This window comes from Variovorax sp. NFACC27, from assembly GCF_048301545.1.
Lineage (GTDB): Bacteria > Pseudomonadota > Gammaproteobacteria > Burkholderiales > Burkholderiaceae_C > Variovorax > Variovorax gossypii.
Map to the genome: position 1 here is coordinate 4,963,633 of NZ_CP157613.1, position 16,132 is coordinate 4,979,764.

Sequence of the window (16,132 nt, forward strand, 5' to 3'; positions counted from 1 at the left end):
AACCAGTGTCAATGACCCGCTGGTCACTAGGGCCTGCCGACCGCGAAATCTAGGTGCGCTGGCCCATCTCCACGAGACGGTTGTCGGGCAGCTCGAAATAGTCCGAGGCACGCCCCGCGTTGCGCTGCAACCAGCCGAAGAGCACGCGCCGGATCGGGTTCATGCCCGGCAGGTTTTCCTCGCCCACCGAGGCCCGCGAGACGAAGTACGACGTCTTCATCGAGTCGATCGCCAGCGTCTTCTGGTACGCCAGGATGCGGATGAATTCCGGCACGTCGGGCCGCTCCATGAAGCCGTGCCGCGCCGTGACCATCCAGATGCCCTCCATCAGCTGCTCGGCCTCGATGCGGATGCGCGCGTCGACGCGCGGCGTGTCGCAGGCCAGCACGCGCAGCACGATCACCTGCTCGTGCAGCACCTGGTTGTGCTTGAGGTTGTGCAGCAGCGCATGCGGCACCGCCGTGGCGTCGGGGTTCAGGAACACGGCCGTGCCGCTCACCCGGTGCGGCATGTGCTGCGCCAGCGATTCGACGAAGGGCCGCAGCGGCAGGCTCTCGGCCGCGGCCGCCTCCAGGCCCAGCCGGCGCCCCTTCGACCAGGTCGTGAAGAGCACCATCACCACGGCCGCCACCGCCAGCGTGAGCCAGCCGCCCTCGGCCACCTTCAGGCTGTTGGCGATCACGAAAGTCAGGTCGACCACCGCGAATGCGGCCACGCCGATCGCCACCGCCACCTTGTTCCAGCGCCACAGCCCCCAGGCCACGATGCCGGCCAGCAGCGTGGTCGTCACCATCGTGATCGACACCGCGATGCCGTAAGCCGCCGACAGCGCCCCGGAGCTGCGGAAGCCCAGCACCAGCAGCAGCACGCCCACCATCAGCAGCCAGTTGACGGCCGGCACGTAGATCTGCCCGATGGCCGTGCCGGATGTCTGAATGACCCGCATGCGCGGCAGGTAGCCCATGCGCATGGCATGCGCCGTGAGCGAGAACGCACCCGAGATCACCGCCTGCGAGGCGATCACCGTCGCCATCGCGGCCAGCACCACCATCGGCAGCACGCCCCACGAGGGAAAGAGCCGGAAGAACGGGTTGTCGATCGCAGCCGGGTTCGCCAGCACCAGCGCCCCCTGCCCGAAGTAGTTCAGCACCAGTCCGGGCAGCGCGATGAAGAGCCACGCCAGCCGGATCGGTCTTGCGCCGAAGTGCCCCATGTCCGCATACAGCGCCTCGCCGCCGGTGAAGGCCAGGAACACCGCGCCCAGCACCGCCAGCGACTGCGCCCGGTGCTCGATCAGGAAGCCGAGGGCGCGCCGCGGATCGAGCGCCGCCAGCACCTGCGGCTGCTGCAGCACCTGCCATGCGCCTGCCGCGGCCAGCACGATGAACCACAGCAGCATGACCGGCCCGAAGATCTTGCCCACCGTGCCGGTGCCCTTCTTCTGCACCATGAACAGCGCGATCAGGATCGCCACCGTGATCGGCAGCACCGCGCGCTGCAGCACCGGCGCCTGCACTTCCAGCCCCTCGACCGCCGACAGCACCGAGATGGCCGGCGTGATCAGGCTGTCGCCGTAGAACATGGCCGCGCCCACCAGGCCCAGCAGCCCGATGGCGTTCCACACCCAGGGCTTCGTCTTCGGCCCCGCCACGGCGCTGCGCGCGAGCGCCTGCAGCGCCAGGATGCCGCCCTCGCCGTCGTGGTCGGCGCGCAGCACGAACACCACGTACTTCAGCGTGACCACGAACATCAGTCCCCAGAAGATCAGCGAGAGCAGCCCCAGCACCGAATCGGGCGTGAACGGCACGCCGTGCTCGGGGTTCATCGTTTCCTTGAAGGCGTAGAGCGGCGAAGTGCCGATGTCGCCGAACACGACGCCCAGCGCCGCCACCATGAGCGCCGGGCCCGTCGGGTGCGCCGCCTCGCCGTACGCTGAAACCTGGGACCCGGAAGCCGGAGCGGATACTTTCATGAAGCGGGGAGTTCGTAGTGGCGACGCTGCGAGCATAGTGCCGGGGCATTGCGTCGTGGCTGACAATCGTGGCGTGCCCGCCACTCCCCACCTCGCCGCTGCGCCGGCGCATTACGAAAACTTCCCCGTAGCCTCGTGGCTATGCCCGCCGCACCTGCGCCCGCCGATCGCGGCCATCTACCACTTCGCGCGCACCGCCGACGACATCGCCGACGAAGGCAGCGCCTCGCCGGCCGAGCGCCTGGCCGATCTGCGCGCCTACCGTGAAGAGCTGGCCGCAGCCGCCCGCGGCGAAGTACCGCCCGAATCGCGCTGGCCCCACGTCTTCGGCCCGCTCGCCCACAGCATCGCCCGCCACGGACTGCCCGAAGACCTGCTCGCCGACCTGCTGAGCGCCTTCGTGCAGGACATCGAGAAAACCCGCGACCGCGGCACCTACGCCGACCGCGCGGAGCTGCTCGACTACTGCCGCCGCTCCGCCAACCCCGTCGGCCGCCTGCTGCTGCACCTCTACGGCGTGCACGACGCCGCGGCCCTCGCGCAGAGCGATGCCATCTGCAGCGCGCTGCAGCTCATCAACTTCTGGCAGGACCCGAGCGTCGACCTGCCGCGCGGCCGCTTCTACTTTCCGCTGACCGACTGCGACCGGCGCGGCCTGACGCCCGAGAACTTCAAGGTCTTCGCTCCGCTATCCGCCGCCGAGCCTCCGCAGGAAGCTATCAATCTGATAGCAGTAGTGGTCTACTGGGCACGCGAGCTCATGCACCGGGGCGCGCCCCTCGTGCATCGCCTGCCGGGCCGCGCCGGCTGGGAGCTGCGCCTGGTCGTGCAGGGCGGCCTGCGCATCCTCGACAAGATCGAGGACCTGGGCTTCGACACCTTCTCGCAGCGCCCCGCCATCGGCAAGACCGACGCGCCGGTGCTGCTCTGGAAGGCCGTGCGGATGCGGAGACAATCAGCGCCCATGAAAGCAGCGCCTCCCCGATGACCCCCGAGCAATACGTGCAAGACAAGGCAGCCGCCTCGGGCAGCAGTTTCTATTACGCCTTCCTGTTTCTTCCCAAGCCGCGCCGCGCAGCGATCACGGCCTTCTACGCCTTCTGTCGTGAAGTCGACGACGTGGTCGACGAGGTCAGCGACCCCGGCGTGGCCGCCACCAAGCTCGCCTGGTGGCGCACCGAGGTGTCGCAGTCGTTCGCGGGCACGCCGCGCCATCCGGTGATGCAGGCACTGATGCCGCACACCGCGGCCTACGGCATCGAAGCGCGCCAGCTCAACGAGGTGATCGATGGCTGCCAGATGGACCTCGACCAGACGCGGTACCTCGACTTCCAGGGCCTCTCGCGCTACTGCCACTTAGTGGCCGGTGTGGTCGGCGAAGTCGCGGCGCGCATCTTCGGCCAGACCGAGACCCAGACCACCGCCTACGCCCACAAGCTGGGCCTGGCGCTGCAGCTCACCAACATCCTGCGCGACGTGGGCGAGGACGCCATGCGCGGGCGCATCTACCTGCCGGTGAACGAGTTGCAGAAGTTCGACGTGAAGGCGCACGAGCTCCTGAACCGCGTGCACTCCGAGCGCTTCGTCGAGCTCATGAAATTCCAGGCCGCCCGGGCCCACGCCGCCTACGACGAGGCGCTCGCCCTGCTCCCGCTGGCCGACCGCCGCTCGCAGAAGCCCGGCCTGATGATGGCCAGCATCTACCGCACCCTGCTGCGAGAGATCGAGCGCGACAACTTCCAGGTGCTGAACCAGCGCGTGAGCCTGACGCCGGTGCGCAAGTTCTGGCTGGCGTGGAAGGTCCAGGCGCTGGGGCGGATATGACTCGCCCCCAGGCTCCGCGCACTTCGTGTCGCTTCGCCAACCCCCTACCGGGGGCAACACCTGAGGCCCGGCAAAGCCGGTTCCTCGGTGTTTCTGGAAGTGGGGCCGCATCACCATCGCGTCGCGAGGCTGAGGACGACGATCGCGGCCGCTTCATCGCCGCGTACCTGCACTCATGAGAGTCGCCGTCATCGGCGCCGGCTGGGCCGGTCTCGCCTGCGCGGTGGAGGCCACGCGCCTCGGCCATGCCGTCATGCTGTTCGAGGCCGCGCACATGCCGGGCGGCCGGGCGCGGCGGGTCGACAACATGCACGGGCTGGCGCTGGACAACGGCCAGCACATCATGATCGGCGCCTACACAGCCACGCTGCAGCTGATGCGCGATGTCGGCGTGGATGTCGAAGGTGCTCTGCTGCGTATGCCTCTTTCGCTGCGTTTTGCCGATGGCGGCGGCCTCAAGCTGCCTCGCCTGCCTGCACCGCTCGACCTGCTGGCGGGCATCTTCACGGCGCGCGGCTGGACGTGGCGCGACAGGTCGTCACTGCTTCGCACCGCGATCGGCTGGCGGCTCTCGGGCTTTCGTTGTGCCAGCGGCACGACGGTCGCCGATCTCTGCACCAACCTCACGTCACGCGTGATGCGGGAGCTGATCGAGCCGCTGTGCGTTTCAGCGCTCAATACGCCCGTGGCGCAGTCGAGCGGGGAAGTCTTCCTGCGCGTGCTGAAGGACGCACTTTTCAGCGGCAGCGGCGGTGCTGACCTGCTGTTGCCGCGCGCCGATCTGGGCGCCCTGCTGCCCGACGCCGCCATCCGGTGGCTGCTGCAGCGGGGTGCCACCGTGCGCATCGGCACTCGCGTCCGCGCCATTTCGACCGAGGCCGGGCAATGGCAGGTCGACGGCGAAGCGTTCGATCGGGTCGTGCTGGCCTGTGCGCCGTGGGATGCCGCGCGGCTGGTCCGCGCGTCCGGCCTGCCTGCGGCCCCTTGGTGCGATACCACCGAGGCCCTGCGCTTCGAGGCCATCGCCACCATCTACGTGCGCGGCGCGACGCCGCTCGCCGAACCGATGCTCGCGCTGCGCAGCGATCCAGCCACGGCACCAGCCCAGTTCGCGTTCGACCGCGGTCAGCTCGGCGGCCTGCAAGGCGTGCTCGCCATGGTCGTGAGCGCGAACGAAGCTTCACGCGAGGTCCTGGAAGAGCAGGTCATCGCCCAAGCCGCCGCGCAGTTGGGCCAATCGAACCTGCAGCTGGTGCAGACCGTGGTCGAGAAGCGCGCCACCTTCGCCTGCACGCCGGGCCTCGCGCGGCCGCCCTCTGCCATCGCACCTGGCCTGCAGGCCTGCGGCGACTACGTCGAAGGCCCCTACCCCGCCACTCTCGAAGGCGCGGTCCTCAGCGGACTGGCCGCCGCCAAGGCACTCGCCCCATGACGACCGAACTGCGCTACCTCGACTTCGACTACAGCGAGGACACCGAAGGCCACGGCACCTTCGACGCGATGGCATCGACCTCGCCGGACAGGACGCCCGAAGTGCGGGCCGAAATCGCCCGGGTGCTGGCCTGGGCCGAGGCCACGTTTCCCGATGCGCGCGGCGCCCTCGACGAAGGCGCGACCTGGGACTGCGACCTGCAGGAATCTAGCGAGGACGACCCGCGCTACGACACCATCACCCTCTCGATCAGCGGCACCGCCGACTTCTGCGCGGCGCTGCGCGAGCGTTTCGGGCTCGACTGAGGAAAACGGAATCAGGCCGTCTTGTTGCGCAGCCGCAGCAGGCTCAGCCCCAACAGCACGAAGGCTCCGCCCGAGACCTTGTTGAAGATGCGCGTGCGGCGCGGATCGGAGAGCTGCTTGCGCAGCAGGCGGGCCAGCAGCACGTAGAACGAATGCGCGACCACCGAGGCCGCGGCGAAGGTGCCGGTCAGCACCGCGAACTGCGTGAGCATGGGCGCATCCTGCGTCAGGAACTGCGGGAACAGCGCCGAGAAGAAAAGAATGCCCTTCGGGTTGGTCAGCGCCACCGTCATCCCGTGGCCGAACAGACGCCAGCTCGAACGCGGCGCGGCGGCGCCCTGACTTCCCTGGACGTCGGCGAACACGCTGCCCTGGCTACGCCATTGCTTGATGCCCAGGTAGATCAGGTAGGCGGCGCCGGCCAGCTTCAGCACCATGAAGGCGTGGGCCGAGGTGGAAAGAACCACGCCCAGCCCGGCCATCGCGGCTGCAGACACCATGAAGAGCCCTGCCGCATTGCCCAGCGAACTGATCATCGCCCGTCGCGGGCCCACGCTCATCGAATTCGAGACCGCGAGCAGCACGGCCGGCCCCGGGGTGAAGACGACGAGCAGCGTGACGCTGCAGAAGATGAGCCAGTTGGAGAGATGCACTTCGGGTTTCCTGCCCGGCGCGGGGCCGCAAGGGAGATGGGTGGGTGGGAACGAGAAACTATAGTCAGCCCGGCGCCTCGTCGCTGGCGCCGCGCCAATACCCCTGCGCTTCCCTCAACCCACCACCAACCGAACCGCCATGGTCACCTGCTACCTGCGCTACATCGTCGATCCCTACAAGCTCAAGGAATTCGAGCACTACGGCCGGCTCTGGATTCCTCTGGTCGAGAAGTTCGGCGGCAAGCACCACGGCTATTTCCTGCCGTCGGAAGGCACGAACAACGTGGCGCTGGCTATGTTCAGCTTTCCGAGCCTGGCCGCCTACGAACAATATCGCGCCGACTCGATGCAGGACTCGGAATGCCAGGCCGCATTCAAGTACGCGGAAGAAACCCGCTGCATCCTCAGCTACGAACGCAGCTTCTTCAGACCAGTCTTCGGCTAACGCCTCAGCCGCCCAACGCCATGCACAGCGCGTGCAGGTTGGGCACGATCAACTGCGGCCGCGCACCGTGCACCCAGGGCCGCTCGTCGCGCACCAGCCATGCAGCCTGCATGCCGGCGTTGAGCGCGCCGACCACGTCGAGCTCGGCGTCGTCGCCCACATGCAGCACGTCCTTGGGCAGCAGACCGACCGATGCCGCGGCCGCGCGGAAGATGGGCGCATGCGGCTTGCCGCTGCCGAAGGCGCGCGCGTTGAAGGCGGTGCGGAACCAGCGGCCCACGCCCGTCTTGTGGATGTCGGCGTTGCCGTTCGAGATCGCCACCAGCGGATAGCGCTCGCTGAGCCACTTCAGCGCCGGCAGCGCATCGTCGTAGAGCGTCACGCGCTGGCGCTCGGCGAAGAAGGCATCGAAGGCCGGCTCGGCCAGCGCCGGGTCTTCACCGGCGCGCACGAGCGCCGTGCGGATCGACTCGCGGCGCAGCGCACTCAGGTCGTGCGCGAGATCGGAGCGCTCCTTGGCGGTGGCTTCGCGCAACTCGCGCAGGATGCCCGGCGTCATCAGCAAGGTGGCGGTCTTGGGCGCCTCGCGCAGCAGCCACTGGTGCAGCACGGCCTCGGCGCGTTCGATAGTCGGCCAGATCGGCCACAGGGTGTCGTCGAGGTCCAGGGAGATCGCCGAGATGCGCTTGAGATCGAGAGGCGCGGCGCCCGCAGGCACCGGGGAAGCGGAAGTCATGCCCGAGAATATCGCATGCCTTCGACCCAAGAGAACGCCTCCCCGAGTACCCCGCGCACAGCAGTGCTCTGGTGCAACCTGGGCTCCCCCGACGCCCCCACCGCGGCCGCCGTTCGCCCCTACCTCGCCGACTTCCTGGGCGACCCGCGCGTGGTCGAGATTCCGAAGGCGGTCTGGGCGCCGATCCTGCACGGCATCATCCTGCGCACGCGGCCGGCCAAGTCGGCCGCCAAGTACGCGAGCATCTGGATGCGCGAAGGCTCGCCGCTCAAGGTCTGGACGCAGAAGCAGGCGACGCTGCTGGCCGGATGGCTCGGCGAGCGCGGGCACCGCCTGACGGTGCGCGACGCAATGCGCTACGCCAGCCCCTCCATCGCCTCCCGCCTCGACGCGCTGCAGGCCGAAGGCGCGACCCGCGTGCTGGTGCTGCAGGCCTATCCGCAGTACTCGGGCACCACCACCGCGAGCGTGATCGACGCGGTGAACGCCTGGAGCCGCAAGCAACGCCGCGTGCCCGAATTCCGCTTCGTCAACGACTACCACGACGACCCGGCCTACATCGACGCGCTGGCCCAGAGCATCGAGAAGCACTGGAAGACCGAAGGCCGCGGCGAGGTGCTGCTGATGAGCTTCCATGGCATCCCCGCGCGCAACATCGCACTGGGCGATCCGTACCAGGCTCAGTGCACCGAAACCGCCCGGCTGCTCGCGACACGCCTGGGCCTTTCGAGCACCCAGTACCGCGTGACCTTCCAGTCGCGCTTCGGCAAGGCCAAGTGGCTGGAGCCCTACACCGAGCCCACGCTGCGCGAGCTCGGCGCATCCGGCGTGAAGCGCGTGGACGTGGTGTGCCCAGGCTTCCCCGCAGACTGCCTCGAGACGCTGGAAGAAATCGCCATGGAAGGCCGCGAAGCCTTCCTGCACGCCGGCGGCCAGGCCTTCAGCTACATCCCTTGCCTCAACGACAGCCCGGCATGGATCACCGCGCTCGCGGGCATCGCCGAACGCAACCTGGCGGGCTGGCCCACGCAAAAAACACCAACCATATGAAGCAGGATCTGCACGAAGCCAACCGGCTCTCGTGGAACGCGGCCACCGTCGCGCACAACAGCCACAAGGGCGACCAGGCCGCCTTCTTCCGCAAGGGCGGCTCCACCCTCTTCCCCGAGGAAGCCGGCCTGCTCGGCGATGTGAAGGGCCTGCGTGTGCTGCACCTGCAATGCAACGCGGGTCAGGACAGCCTGAGCATCGCGCGCCTCGGCGCCGAGGTGACGGGCGTGGACATCTCCGACGAAGCCATCGGCTTCGCGACGCGGCTTTCGCAGCAGTCGGGCATCGCGGCGCGCTTCATCCGCTCGGACGTCTACGACTACTTCCGCGAGGCGCAGGCACGCGGCGAACGCTTCGACATCGTGTTCTGTTCGTACGGCACGCTGTGCTGGCTGTCCGACATCGCCGCCTGGGCACGCGGCGTGGCACAGGTGCTCCAGCCAGGCGGCCGCTTCGTGTTCATCGAGTTCCATCCCTTCGCGCTGGTGTTCGACCCGGCCTGGAAGTTCCACTACGACTACTTCAACGAAGCCCCCGTGCCCGAGGAAGGCGTTGGCGACTACGTTGCCGAATCCGGCGACGGACTGGTCCGCGAGGGCTACGAGCGCGGCGTGGAGAACTTCGCCAACCCGCACCCGAGCTTCGAGTTCACCTGGGGCGTGGGCCAGGTGACGACCGCGCTGTCGCAGGCGGGGCTCGTCATCGAGCGGCTCGACGAGTACCCGTACGCCAACGGCTGGAAGCCCTTCGAGGGCATGCGCGACATCGGTGGCCGCCGCATGGCGCCGCCCGAGGGCATGCCGCGCATTCCGCTCATGTATTCGATCTCCGCACGCAAGCCATGACGAAACATCTTCGAGCCCGTTGCCTCGGCGGCCTTGTCCTGCTGCTGCCCTTCCTGGCCCACGCGGCCGGTACCGTCGATGTGCCCAGGGGCGTATGGGAAGGCACGCTCGGCACCAAGGCCATCGTGGCCTGCTTCAACGCCGAGTTTCCGAGCGGCAGCTACTTCTACAAGCAGTACAAGACGGCGATCCCGCTGAGCCGCGTCGAGAAGGACAGCTTCTGGCACGAAGCCGGCGACACCGGCCTGTGGTCGCTCGACCCGGCCAGGGGCAACACGCTCACCGGCACGTGGAAGAGCGTGAAGGGCACGCCCGTCACGCTGCCGATCAAGCTGGACCTCGCCGATGCCACGGGCGGCGACAGGGCCTGCGGAAGCGACGGCTACGCAGGCCAGCTCGAAGCTCAGCCGAAGATCGTGACCGGCAAGAAAGAGGAATACGCGGCCGGCCGCAGCTTCCGCCGGCTGCGCTTCGCGGGACAGGAAACCATCGAACTCTCCGGCCCCGAACCCACGCTCGCGGCCATCAACCAGGAGCTTCGCCGCGACTTCGACACCGGCAATGACACGATCAAGGAATATTTCGACAAGCGCCGCGAGTTTCTCGGCCGGGTCGGCGTGCCCGCCGAGGACGAGAACACCACCGAGCCCGAATACTGGACTTCGCAGTGGCTCAGCATCCGCAACTACACCTGGGCGGCCGGCACGGGCCGCGCCGGCATCTCCTGGTTCTACCGCACGTGGGACCTGCAGACGGGCAAGCAGGTCGACCCGTGGTCATGGTTCGGCCCGCGCCCGCAGGTGCCGCCGCAGAAAGCACCGGGGCAGATCGCCGGCACCGAAAGCGGCCCGATGCCGCCGAAGCTGCGCCGCTTCTTGTTCAAGTACGCGGGCATCCAGCCGTCGAAGGCCGAGGAGAACTGCAAGTCCAACTACGAGGAAGACGCCCACTACGACCTTACGCTGGAAGCCAAGGGCATGCGCTTCTCGCAGCCCGAATACGGCACCGGCTGTGAGATCGCCATCGAAGTGCCCTACGCCGAGCTCGGCCCGGTGCTCACGCCCGCGGGCAAGGCCGCGGTGCGGCGCATCGTCGAGCCGGTGAAGTAGTTCGGCGCCCTGCTCAGGCCGGCTGCCTGCGCCCCAGCAGCGCCTCGATCGCGGCTTCCATCTCGGCGTACTCCCCTTCACCGAAGTGCTGCCGCATCACCTGTCCGTTTCTGTCGGCGAGGTAGAACGCCGGCCAGTACTGGTTGTTGTAAGCCTTCCAGGTGGCGAAACCGTTGTCCTGCGCCACCGGATAGCGGATGCCGAAGCGCTGGATCGCGTCCTGCACGTTGCGCGTCGACTTCTCGTAGGCGAACTCGGGCGAATGCACCCCCACCACCACGAATCCCTGGTCCTTGTACTTCTCGTACCAGCGGACCACGTAGGGCAGCGTGCGGATGCAGTTGATGCAGGAGTAGGTCCAGAAATCGACCAGCACCACCTTGCCGGCCAGGCCCTGCATCGTGAGCGGCTCCGAGTTGAGCCACTTGTCGATGCCCGTGAACTCGGGCGCCTTGCCGTAGTCGCGCAGGCCCGGCGACACGGCCAGCGCACTGCGCACCGGCCACGCGCCACCCACGGCAGCCGCGAGCGCGGAGGAGCCGGCGGCCAACCCCGAGAACGCCCTTCTGGACAACATCTTCATGATCGCGAACCTCGCTCGAATGCCAGACCGAAAGCGGTCAGGCGCGATTGTTCGCGGCGCACGCCGGGCGTGCGCATGTGTCACGGCAATTTGAAGTTTGTCCCGGCGGCGTGAAGAGCCGCCCGGGTCAGAACTCAGAACTTGCCCAGATAGTCCATCTTGCCGATCGGCATGCCCTTGTGGCGCAGCACGTCGTAGGCGGTGGTCACGTGGAAGAAGAAGTTCGGCAGTGCGAACTGCAGCAGGTAGCGCTGCGCGGTGAAGGTCGCCTCGCCTTCGCGGGTCTTGATGGTCACGGCGCGATCTTCGTGGCCGTCGATCAGCGCGCGGTCGACGCTCGCCAGGAAGTCCTGCGTCTTCGCGATGCGCACGACCAGGTCGTCCCAGGTCTTCTCCTCGTCGGGAAAGCTCGGCGCGGTGACGCCGGCGATGCGCGCCGTGCCCAGCTTCGAGGCGTCGCTCGCGCGCTGGATCTGGCCGACCAGCGTGAGCATGTCGGGCGCGAGGCGCGCATCCACCAGCGTGGCGGGGTCGATGCCGTTGGCCTTGGCGTGCGCCAGGCTCTTGTCGAGCAGGTGGGTGAGTTGGCCGAGGCCGCGCGCGAAGACGGGCACGGAGAGGTCGTACAGCGAAAGCGCCATGATGTTCGAGGCCTGTTGCTCGGCCTGGTGGTTGAGGTGGGCGGCGATTGTCCCGCCGCCGCAGCCTCAGCGACCGGCCGCGCGGATAAACCCCTCGATGGGCTCAAGTTGTTCGGGCACGTTGAGCGCGGGAGCGTGACCGCAGGCAGGAACTTCGATCACCTGCAACCTGCCGGCCACGCCGGGGCCGCGTCGCTTCATCTCCTCGACCACGCCGGGCAGCACCAGGTCGGACTCGGCGCCGCGCAGGCACAGCACCGGCACCTCGATGGCGTCGTAGTGCGGCCAGATCAGGTAGTCGTTGTCGTGCGCGCTGAACTGCCGGACCATGGCCGGGTCGTAGTGCGGCGTGACGCGCCCGTCGGGCAGGCGGCGCGTGGAGGTCTCGGTCAGCCGGCGCCATTGCGCGTCGCTGAGCCAGCCGTAGGGCTTGTAGACCGTGCGGAAGAAGGCCTCCAGCTCGGCCACCGTGTCGAAGGCGGGCGGATTGCCCGCGTAGGCGCGGATGCGCTCGATGGCGGGCTGCGCCAGTTCGGGCGCGTTGTCGTTGAGCACCAGGCTCGCGATGCGCGCCTTCATGCGCGGCTCGAACAGGCCCGAGGCGCAGACGGTGCCGATGGCGCCGCCCATCGAGGTGCCGACCCAGTGCACCCGCCCCAGCCGCAGTTCGTCGCACAGCGCGTTGGCGATGCGCGCATAGAACGCGAGCGTGTATTCCTCGTCGGGCAGCGGGCTCCACTGGCTCAGGCCCCGGCCGATGGTGTCGGGGCAGATCACGCGGAATCCGCGCGATGCAAAGTGCTGCGCCAGCTCGTCCATGTCGCGTCCGGTGCGCGCCAGGCCGTGCCAGGCGATGACCACGGGCGCCTCGGCCGCACCCCATTCGAGCCAGTGGATCTCGCGGCCCGCGAGCTGCGCATAGCGCGAGAGTGGAATCTGATTGTTGTGGTTGTCGCTCATCGCGCCGCTCTCGCTCGCAGTTTTCCGACGATGCCGGTGGGGAAGTAATAGACGGAAAGAACGAAGAGCACGCCCAGCCACAGCAGCCAGCGGTCGGGCGACAGCAGCGCCGCCAGCCAAGGCAGGCCGCTCGCTGCCTCGTTGCCGATGCGCAGCAGGTCCTGCAGGTAGCTCTGCGCAACCACGAACAGCACCGCGCCGATGGCCGCGCCGTAGATGGTGCCCATGCCGCCGATCACCACGATCAGCAGCACGTCGATCATGATCTCGAAGCTCAGCGAGGTGTCGGGACCGTTGTAGCGCAGCCAGATCGCGAGCATCGCGCCGGCCAGCGTGGCGAACAGCGCCGACAGCACGGCGGCCGTGGTGCGGTAGACCACCACGCGGTAGCCGATGGCCTCCGCGCGGAACTCGTTCTCGCGAATGGCCTGCAGCACGCGGCCGAATGGCGAGTTCACGATGCGCAGCAGCGCAAGCACCAGCAACACGGCCGCCACGAACAGCAGGTAGTAGCAAAGCAGCCGCCCGTCGAGCGAGACGCCGAGGAAAGGCTCTTCCGCGAACTCGAAGCTCGGCGAGATCAGCTCGGGCAGCTTGAAGGTCAGGCCGTCTTCGCCGCCGGTGAAGTCGGACAGCTGCGAGGCCAGCGTCTGGAAGGCCGAGGCCACGGCCAGCGTGATCATCGCGAAGAAGATCGCGCGCACCCGCAGCGAGAACAGGCCGATGGCGAACGAGAGCACCAGCGAGATCGCCAGCGACGCGCCCAGCCCCACCAGCACCGCGCCCCAGTTGGGGCCGAGCCTAGAGGCCGAGATGGCGATACCGTAGGCCCCAATGCCGAAGAACATGGTGTGCGCGAAGCTCACGATGCCGGTGTAGCCCAGCAGCAGGTCGAAGCTCGCAACCAGCACCACGAACACCAGGATCTTGGCCGCGACGCTGAGCGCCTTCACGCCCGGGAAGATGAAAGGCGCGAAGGCCAGCGCGATGAACACTGCGAGCAGCAGCAGCGCAAGCAGCCGGCTGCGGGGCATGTCGTTGGAGAGGAGTCGTTTCAGGAACATGTTGTCGCCCTCCTCTTCAGCGGTTGGCCACCGGGTACACGCCCTGCGGTCGCCACAGCAGCACGGCCACCATCAGGAAGATGCTCGCGAACTGCGTGAGCGTGGGCAGCAGGAAGCCCACGTAGTTGGTCATCAGCCCCACCAGCAGCGCGCCGATGAGCGCCCCGCCCGTCGAGCCCAGCCCGCCGATGATGATGACGATGAAGATCAGCACGTTGACCTGCGCGCCCATCTGCGGCACCAGGTTCTGCTGGAACAGCCCCCACATCACGCCGCCCAGGCCGGCCAGTGCGCTGCCGACCACGAACACGCCGACGAACAGGCGCCCGATGCGGTAGCCCAGCGACTCGACCATCTCGCGGTCCTGCACGCCGGCGCGGATGAGCAGGCCGATCTTGGTGCGGCCCAGCGTCCACGCCAGCACGCCGAAGACGACGGCGCCCACGGCCACCGCGAGCAGGCGGTACTTGCTGATGGCCGCATCGCCCACCAGCAGCGAGCCGCGCAGCGCCTCGGGCAGCGGCAGCGGAATCTGCGCCGGGCCCCAGATCACCTTGATGAGCTCCTCGCCGATGATCATGCCGCCCATGGTGATGAGAATCTGCTTCAGGTGCTGGCCGTACACGGGCCGCACGATGAAGCGCTCGAAGGCCAGCCCCACTGCGCCGGCCACGGCCATCGCGACCAGCATCGCCGGGAACACCGCCACGAGGTTGCGCCACAGCTCGCCCGAGCCGGTCCAGTCGCCCATCAGGCCGAGCACGCTGCTCGCCACGAAGGCACCCAGCGCGATGAACACGCCGTGGCCGAAGTTCAGCACGTCCATCAGGCCGAACACCAGCGTGAGTCCCGAGGCGATGATGAAGATGATCATGCCCATCGCCAGCCCCGCCACGGTGAGCGTGAGCCAGGTGGAGAAGGAGCCGGTCAGCGGCAGCGCGACGAGCGCGAGGATCGGGGCCAGCAGCAATGGCCGCCAGTCGAATTCGAGTTTCTTCATAGAGCCAGTCCGAGCAGCGATTGCTGAAGTTGCGCGTCGGCGGAGAACTCCGCCATGGAGCCGGCGTGCACCACGCGGCCGTTGTCCATCACCGCGACGGTGTCGCCCAGTCGCTGGGCGAAGTTGATGTTCTGCTCCACCAGCAGGATGGTCACGCCGCTGCGCTTGAGCTCGGCGAAGGCGTCGATCATGTTGTTGATCATCACGGGCGCCAGGCCCTTGCTGGGCTCGTCGATGATGAGCAGCTCGCGCGGCTCCACGATGGCGCGCGAGACGGCCAGCATCTGCTTCTGCCCGCCCGAGAGCTTGCCCGCCGGGTGGTTCCAGAACTTCTCGACCGCGGGAAAGAGCTTGAAGATCCACTTCAGCCGCGTGTCGTCGATCTGCGCCGCGTTCTTCGCGCCGCGCGCGGCCAGCAGCATGTTCTCCTTCACTGTGAGGTCGGAGAAGATGCCCATGTTCTCGGGCACGTAGGCAATGCCCAGGCCGGCGATCTGCGGCGTGTGCTGGGCGGTGATTTCTTTCTCGCCGAAGCGCACCCTGCCCTGCGATGCATGCCACAGGCCCATGATGGTTCGCAGTGTGGTCGTCTTGCCCGCGCCGTTGCGGCCCAGCAGCATGGTGAGCTGGCCGCGCGGCACGGCGAGGTCGACGCCGTGGAGGATGTGATACGCCCCGATGTGCGTGTGCACGCCCTCGAGGGTCAGCAGATTGTTCGTGCTCATGCGGCCTCCTTCGATACGCCCAGGTAGGCCTCCTGCACCACCGGCGAGGCGATCACCTCGGCCGGTTCGCCGTCGGCCACCAGCGTGCCGTTGTGCAGCACGATGATGCGGTCGGCGAGTTCGCGCACCACGTCCATCTTGTGCTCGACCAGCAGGATGGTCTTGGTCTTGTCCTTCTTGAGCTTGCGGATCAGGTCCAGGATGACGGGCGCCTCGGCCGCGTTCATGCCGGCCGTGGGCTCGTCGAACATGAAGACCTTGGGCTCCAGCGCCATCAGCAGCGCCACCTCGAGCTTGCGCTGGTCGCCGTGCGGCAGGCTCGCCACCGTGGCGTGCTCGCGCGACTTCAGCGCCACCTCGGCCAGGATCTGGTCGGCGCGCTCGGTCAGTGCCTTGTGGTCGCTCCAGATGCTCCACAGGTTGAGCCCGCGCCGGTGCGCGCCCTCGCGCGTGGCCTGCACCGCGAGGCGCACGTTCTCCAGCACCGTGAGGTTGGGAAACAGGTTGGTGAGCTGGAAGGCCCGCCCCAGCCCCGCGTGCGTGCGCGCGGAGGGGGACAGGCCCGACAACGAATGCCCGTCGAGCGACACGGTGCCCGCGCTCGCCTTGAGCTGGCCCGAGATCAGGTTGAAGTAGGTGGTCTTGCCCGCCCCGTTGGGGCCGACGATGGCCGTCAGCGTGCCCGGCGCGAAGGCGCAGCTCACGCTGTTGACGGCCACGTGCCCACCGAAGCGGATGGTCAGATCTCGGGTCTCAAGCATCGTTGTTGGTCATTGCGAATCGGAAAA

General features: G+C 68.0%; 18 protein-coding genes. 8 read left to right on the forward strand and 10 right to left on the reverse strand.

The features are described 5' to 3' along the window. Window positions 1–49 precede the first annotated feature (49 nt). The gene (locus ABL840_RS23255) at window positions 50–1,894 is read right to left on the reverse strand and encodes a potassium transporter Kup (RefSeq protein ID WP_093306264.1); all 1,845 of its coding nucleotides are present in this window, start codon (window positions 1,892–1,894) and stop codon (window positions 50–52) included. 151 nt (window positions 1,895–2,045) lie between these two features. Between ABL840_RS23255 and hpnC the strand changes: the two genes are divergently transcribed. The 4 genes from hpnC to ABL840_RS23275 all read left to right on the forward strand — a co-directional run bounded on the left by hpnC (window position 2,046) and on the right by ABL840_RS23275 (window position 5,533). Next, window positions 2,046–2,960 (forward strand): squalene synthase HpnC, encoded by a 915-nt coding sequence (hpnC, locus tag ABL840_RS23260; protein ID WP_093306262.1) that lies wholly within the window; start codon window positions 2,046–2,048, stop codon window positions 2,958–2,960. Next, window positions 2,957–3,796, forward strand: coding sequence for a presqualene diphosphate synthase HpnD (gene hpnD / locus ABL840_RS23265; RefSeq protein WP_093202600.1), 840 nt, complete (start codon window positions 2,957–2,959; stop codon window positions 3,794–3,796). The genes hpnC and hpnD overlap by 4 nt, the downstream gene beginning before the upstream one ends. A gap of 175 nt (window positions 3,797–3,971) precedes the next feature. Further along, window positions 3,972–5,228 carry a hydroxysqualene dehydroxylase HpnE gene (gene hpnE / locus ABL840_RS23270; protein ID WP_093306261.1) on the forward strand — a complete coding sequence of 419 codons (1,257 nt, stop codon included), beginning with the start codon at window positions 3,972–3,974 and terminating at the stop codon, window positions 5,226–5,228. After that, window positions 5,225–5,533, forward strand: a complete 309-nt coding sequence (locus ABL840_RS23275) for a hypothetical protein (RefSeq protein ID WP_093202604.1) — start codon at window positions 5,225–5,227, stop codon at window positions 5,531–5,533. The genes hpnE and ABL840_RS23275 overlap by 4 nt, the downstream gene beginning before the upstream one ends. 11 nt (window positions 5,534–5,544) lie before the next feature. Here ABL840_RS23275 and ABL840_RS23280 read toward each other — a convergent pair whose 3' ends face one another. Continuing rightward, on the reverse strand, window positions 5,545–6,186 hold the full coding sequence (locus tag ABL840_RS23280) for a LysE family translocator (protein WP_093202607.1): 642 nt from the start codon (window positions 6,184–6,186) through the stop codon (window positions 5,545–5,547). Between the two features lie 139 nt (window positions 6,187–6,325). Between ABL840_RS23280 and ABL840_RS23285 the strand changes: the two genes are divergently transcribed. Further along, the gene (locus ABL840_RS23285) at window positions 6,326–6,631 is read left to right on the forward strand and encodes an NIPSNAP family protein (RefSeq protein ID WP_093202610.1); all 306 of its coding nucleotides are present in this window, start codon (window positions 6,326–6,328) and stop codon (window positions 6,629–6,631) included. Window positions 6,632–6,635: 4 nt separating this feature from the next. On the opposite strand, the gene ABL840_RS23290 is transcribed toward ABL840_RS23285, so the two are convergent. Next, on the reverse strand, window positions 6,636–7,367 hold the full coding sequence (locus tag ABL840_RS23290; protein WP_093202612.1) for an HAD family hydrolase: 732 nt from the start codon (window positions 7,365–7,367) through the stop codon (window positions 6,636–6,638). Window positions 7,368–7,382: 15 nt separating this feature from the next. On the opposite strand from ABL840_RS23290, the gene hemH reads away from it, so the two are divergent. The 3 genes from hemH to ABL840_RS23305 are packed head-to-tail and all read left to right on the forward strand — an operon-like array spanning window position 7,383 to window position 10,371. Continuing rightward, window positions 7,383–8,417: a ferrochelatase gene (gene hemH / locus ABL840_RS23295; protein ID WP_093202615.1), complete on the forward strand. Its 1,035-nt coding sequence runs from the start codon at window positions 7,383–7,385 to the stop codon at window positions 8,415–8,417. Further along, window positions 8,414–9,262 (forward strand): class I SAM-dependent methyltransferase, encoded by an 849-nt coding sequence (locus ABL840_RS23300; protein WP_093202617.1) that lies wholly within the window; start codon window positions 8,414–8,416, stop codon window positions 9,260–9,262. The genes hemH and ABL840_RS23300 overlap by 4 nt, the downstream gene beginning before the upstream one ends. Next, window positions 9,259–10,371, forward strand: coding sequence for a hypothetical protein (locus ABL840_RS23305; protein ID WP_093306258.1), 1,113 nt, complete (start codon window positions 9,259–9,261; stop codon window positions 10,369–10,371). The genes ABL840_RS23300 and ABL840_RS23305 overlap by 4 nt, the downstream gene beginning before the upstream one ends. A gap of 13 nt (window positions 10,372–10,384) precedes the next feature. Here the strand turns inward: ABL840_RS23305 and ABL840_RS23310 are convergent, their stop codons facing one another. The 7 genes from ABL840_RS23310 to ABL840_RS23340 all read right to left on the reverse strand — a co-directional run bounded on the left by ABL840_RS23310 (window position 10,385) and on the right by ABL840_RS23340 (window position 16,105). After that, complete coding sequence (locus tag ABL840_RS23310) at window positions 10,385–10,948, reverse strand: thioredoxin family protein (protein WP_093306427.1); 564 nt, start codon at window positions 10,946–10,948, stop codon at window positions 10,385–10,387. Between the two features lie 140 nt (window positions 10,949–11,088). After that, on the reverse strand, window positions 11,089–11,595 hold the full coding sequence (locus ABL840_RS23315) for a DUF1993 domain-containing protein (protein ID WP_093306256.1): 507 nt from the start codon (window positions 11,593–11,595) through the stop codon (window positions 11,089–11,091). 66 nt (window positions 11,596–11,661) lie between these two features. Then, window positions 11,662–12,555, reverse strand: coding sequence for an alpha/beta fold hydrolase (locus ABL840_RS23320; RefSeq protein ID WP_093306254.1), 894 nt, complete (start codon window positions 12,553–12,555; stop codon window positions 11,662–11,664). Beyond that, window positions 12,552–13,619, reverse strand: coding sequence for a branched-chain amino acid ABC transporter permease (locus tag ABL840_RS23325; RefSeq protein ID WP_093306253.1), 1,068 nt, complete (start codon window positions 13,617–13,619; stop codon window positions 12,552–12,554). The genes ABL840_RS23320 and ABL840_RS23325 overlap by 4 nt, the downstream gene beginning before the upstream one ends. Before the next feature lie 16 nt (window positions 13,620–13,635). Further along, a complete protein-coding gene (locus ABL840_RS23330) occupies window positions 13,636–14,619 on the reverse strand; it encodes a branched-chain amino acid ABC transporter permease (RefSeq protein ID WP_093306251.1) in 984 nt (327 codons plus the stop codon). Then, window positions 14,616–15,344, reverse strand: a complete 729-nt coding sequence (locus ABL840_RS23335) for an ABC transporter ATP-binding protein (RefSeq protein ID WP_093306249.1) — start codon at window positions 15,342–15,344, stop codon at window positions 14,616–14,618. Before ABL840_RS23335 ends, ABL840_RS23330 begins: the two co-directional genes overlap by 4 nt. After that, window positions 15,341–16,105, reverse strand: coding sequence for an ABC transporter ATP-binding protein (locus tag ABL840_RS23340; RefSeq protein WP_093306248.1), 765 nt, complete (start codon window positions 16,103–16,105; stop codon window positions 15,341–15,343). The genes ABL840_RS23335 and ABL840_RS23340 overlap by 4 nt, the downstream gene beginning before the upstream one ends. Window positions 16,106–16,132 lie beyond the last annotated feature (27 nt).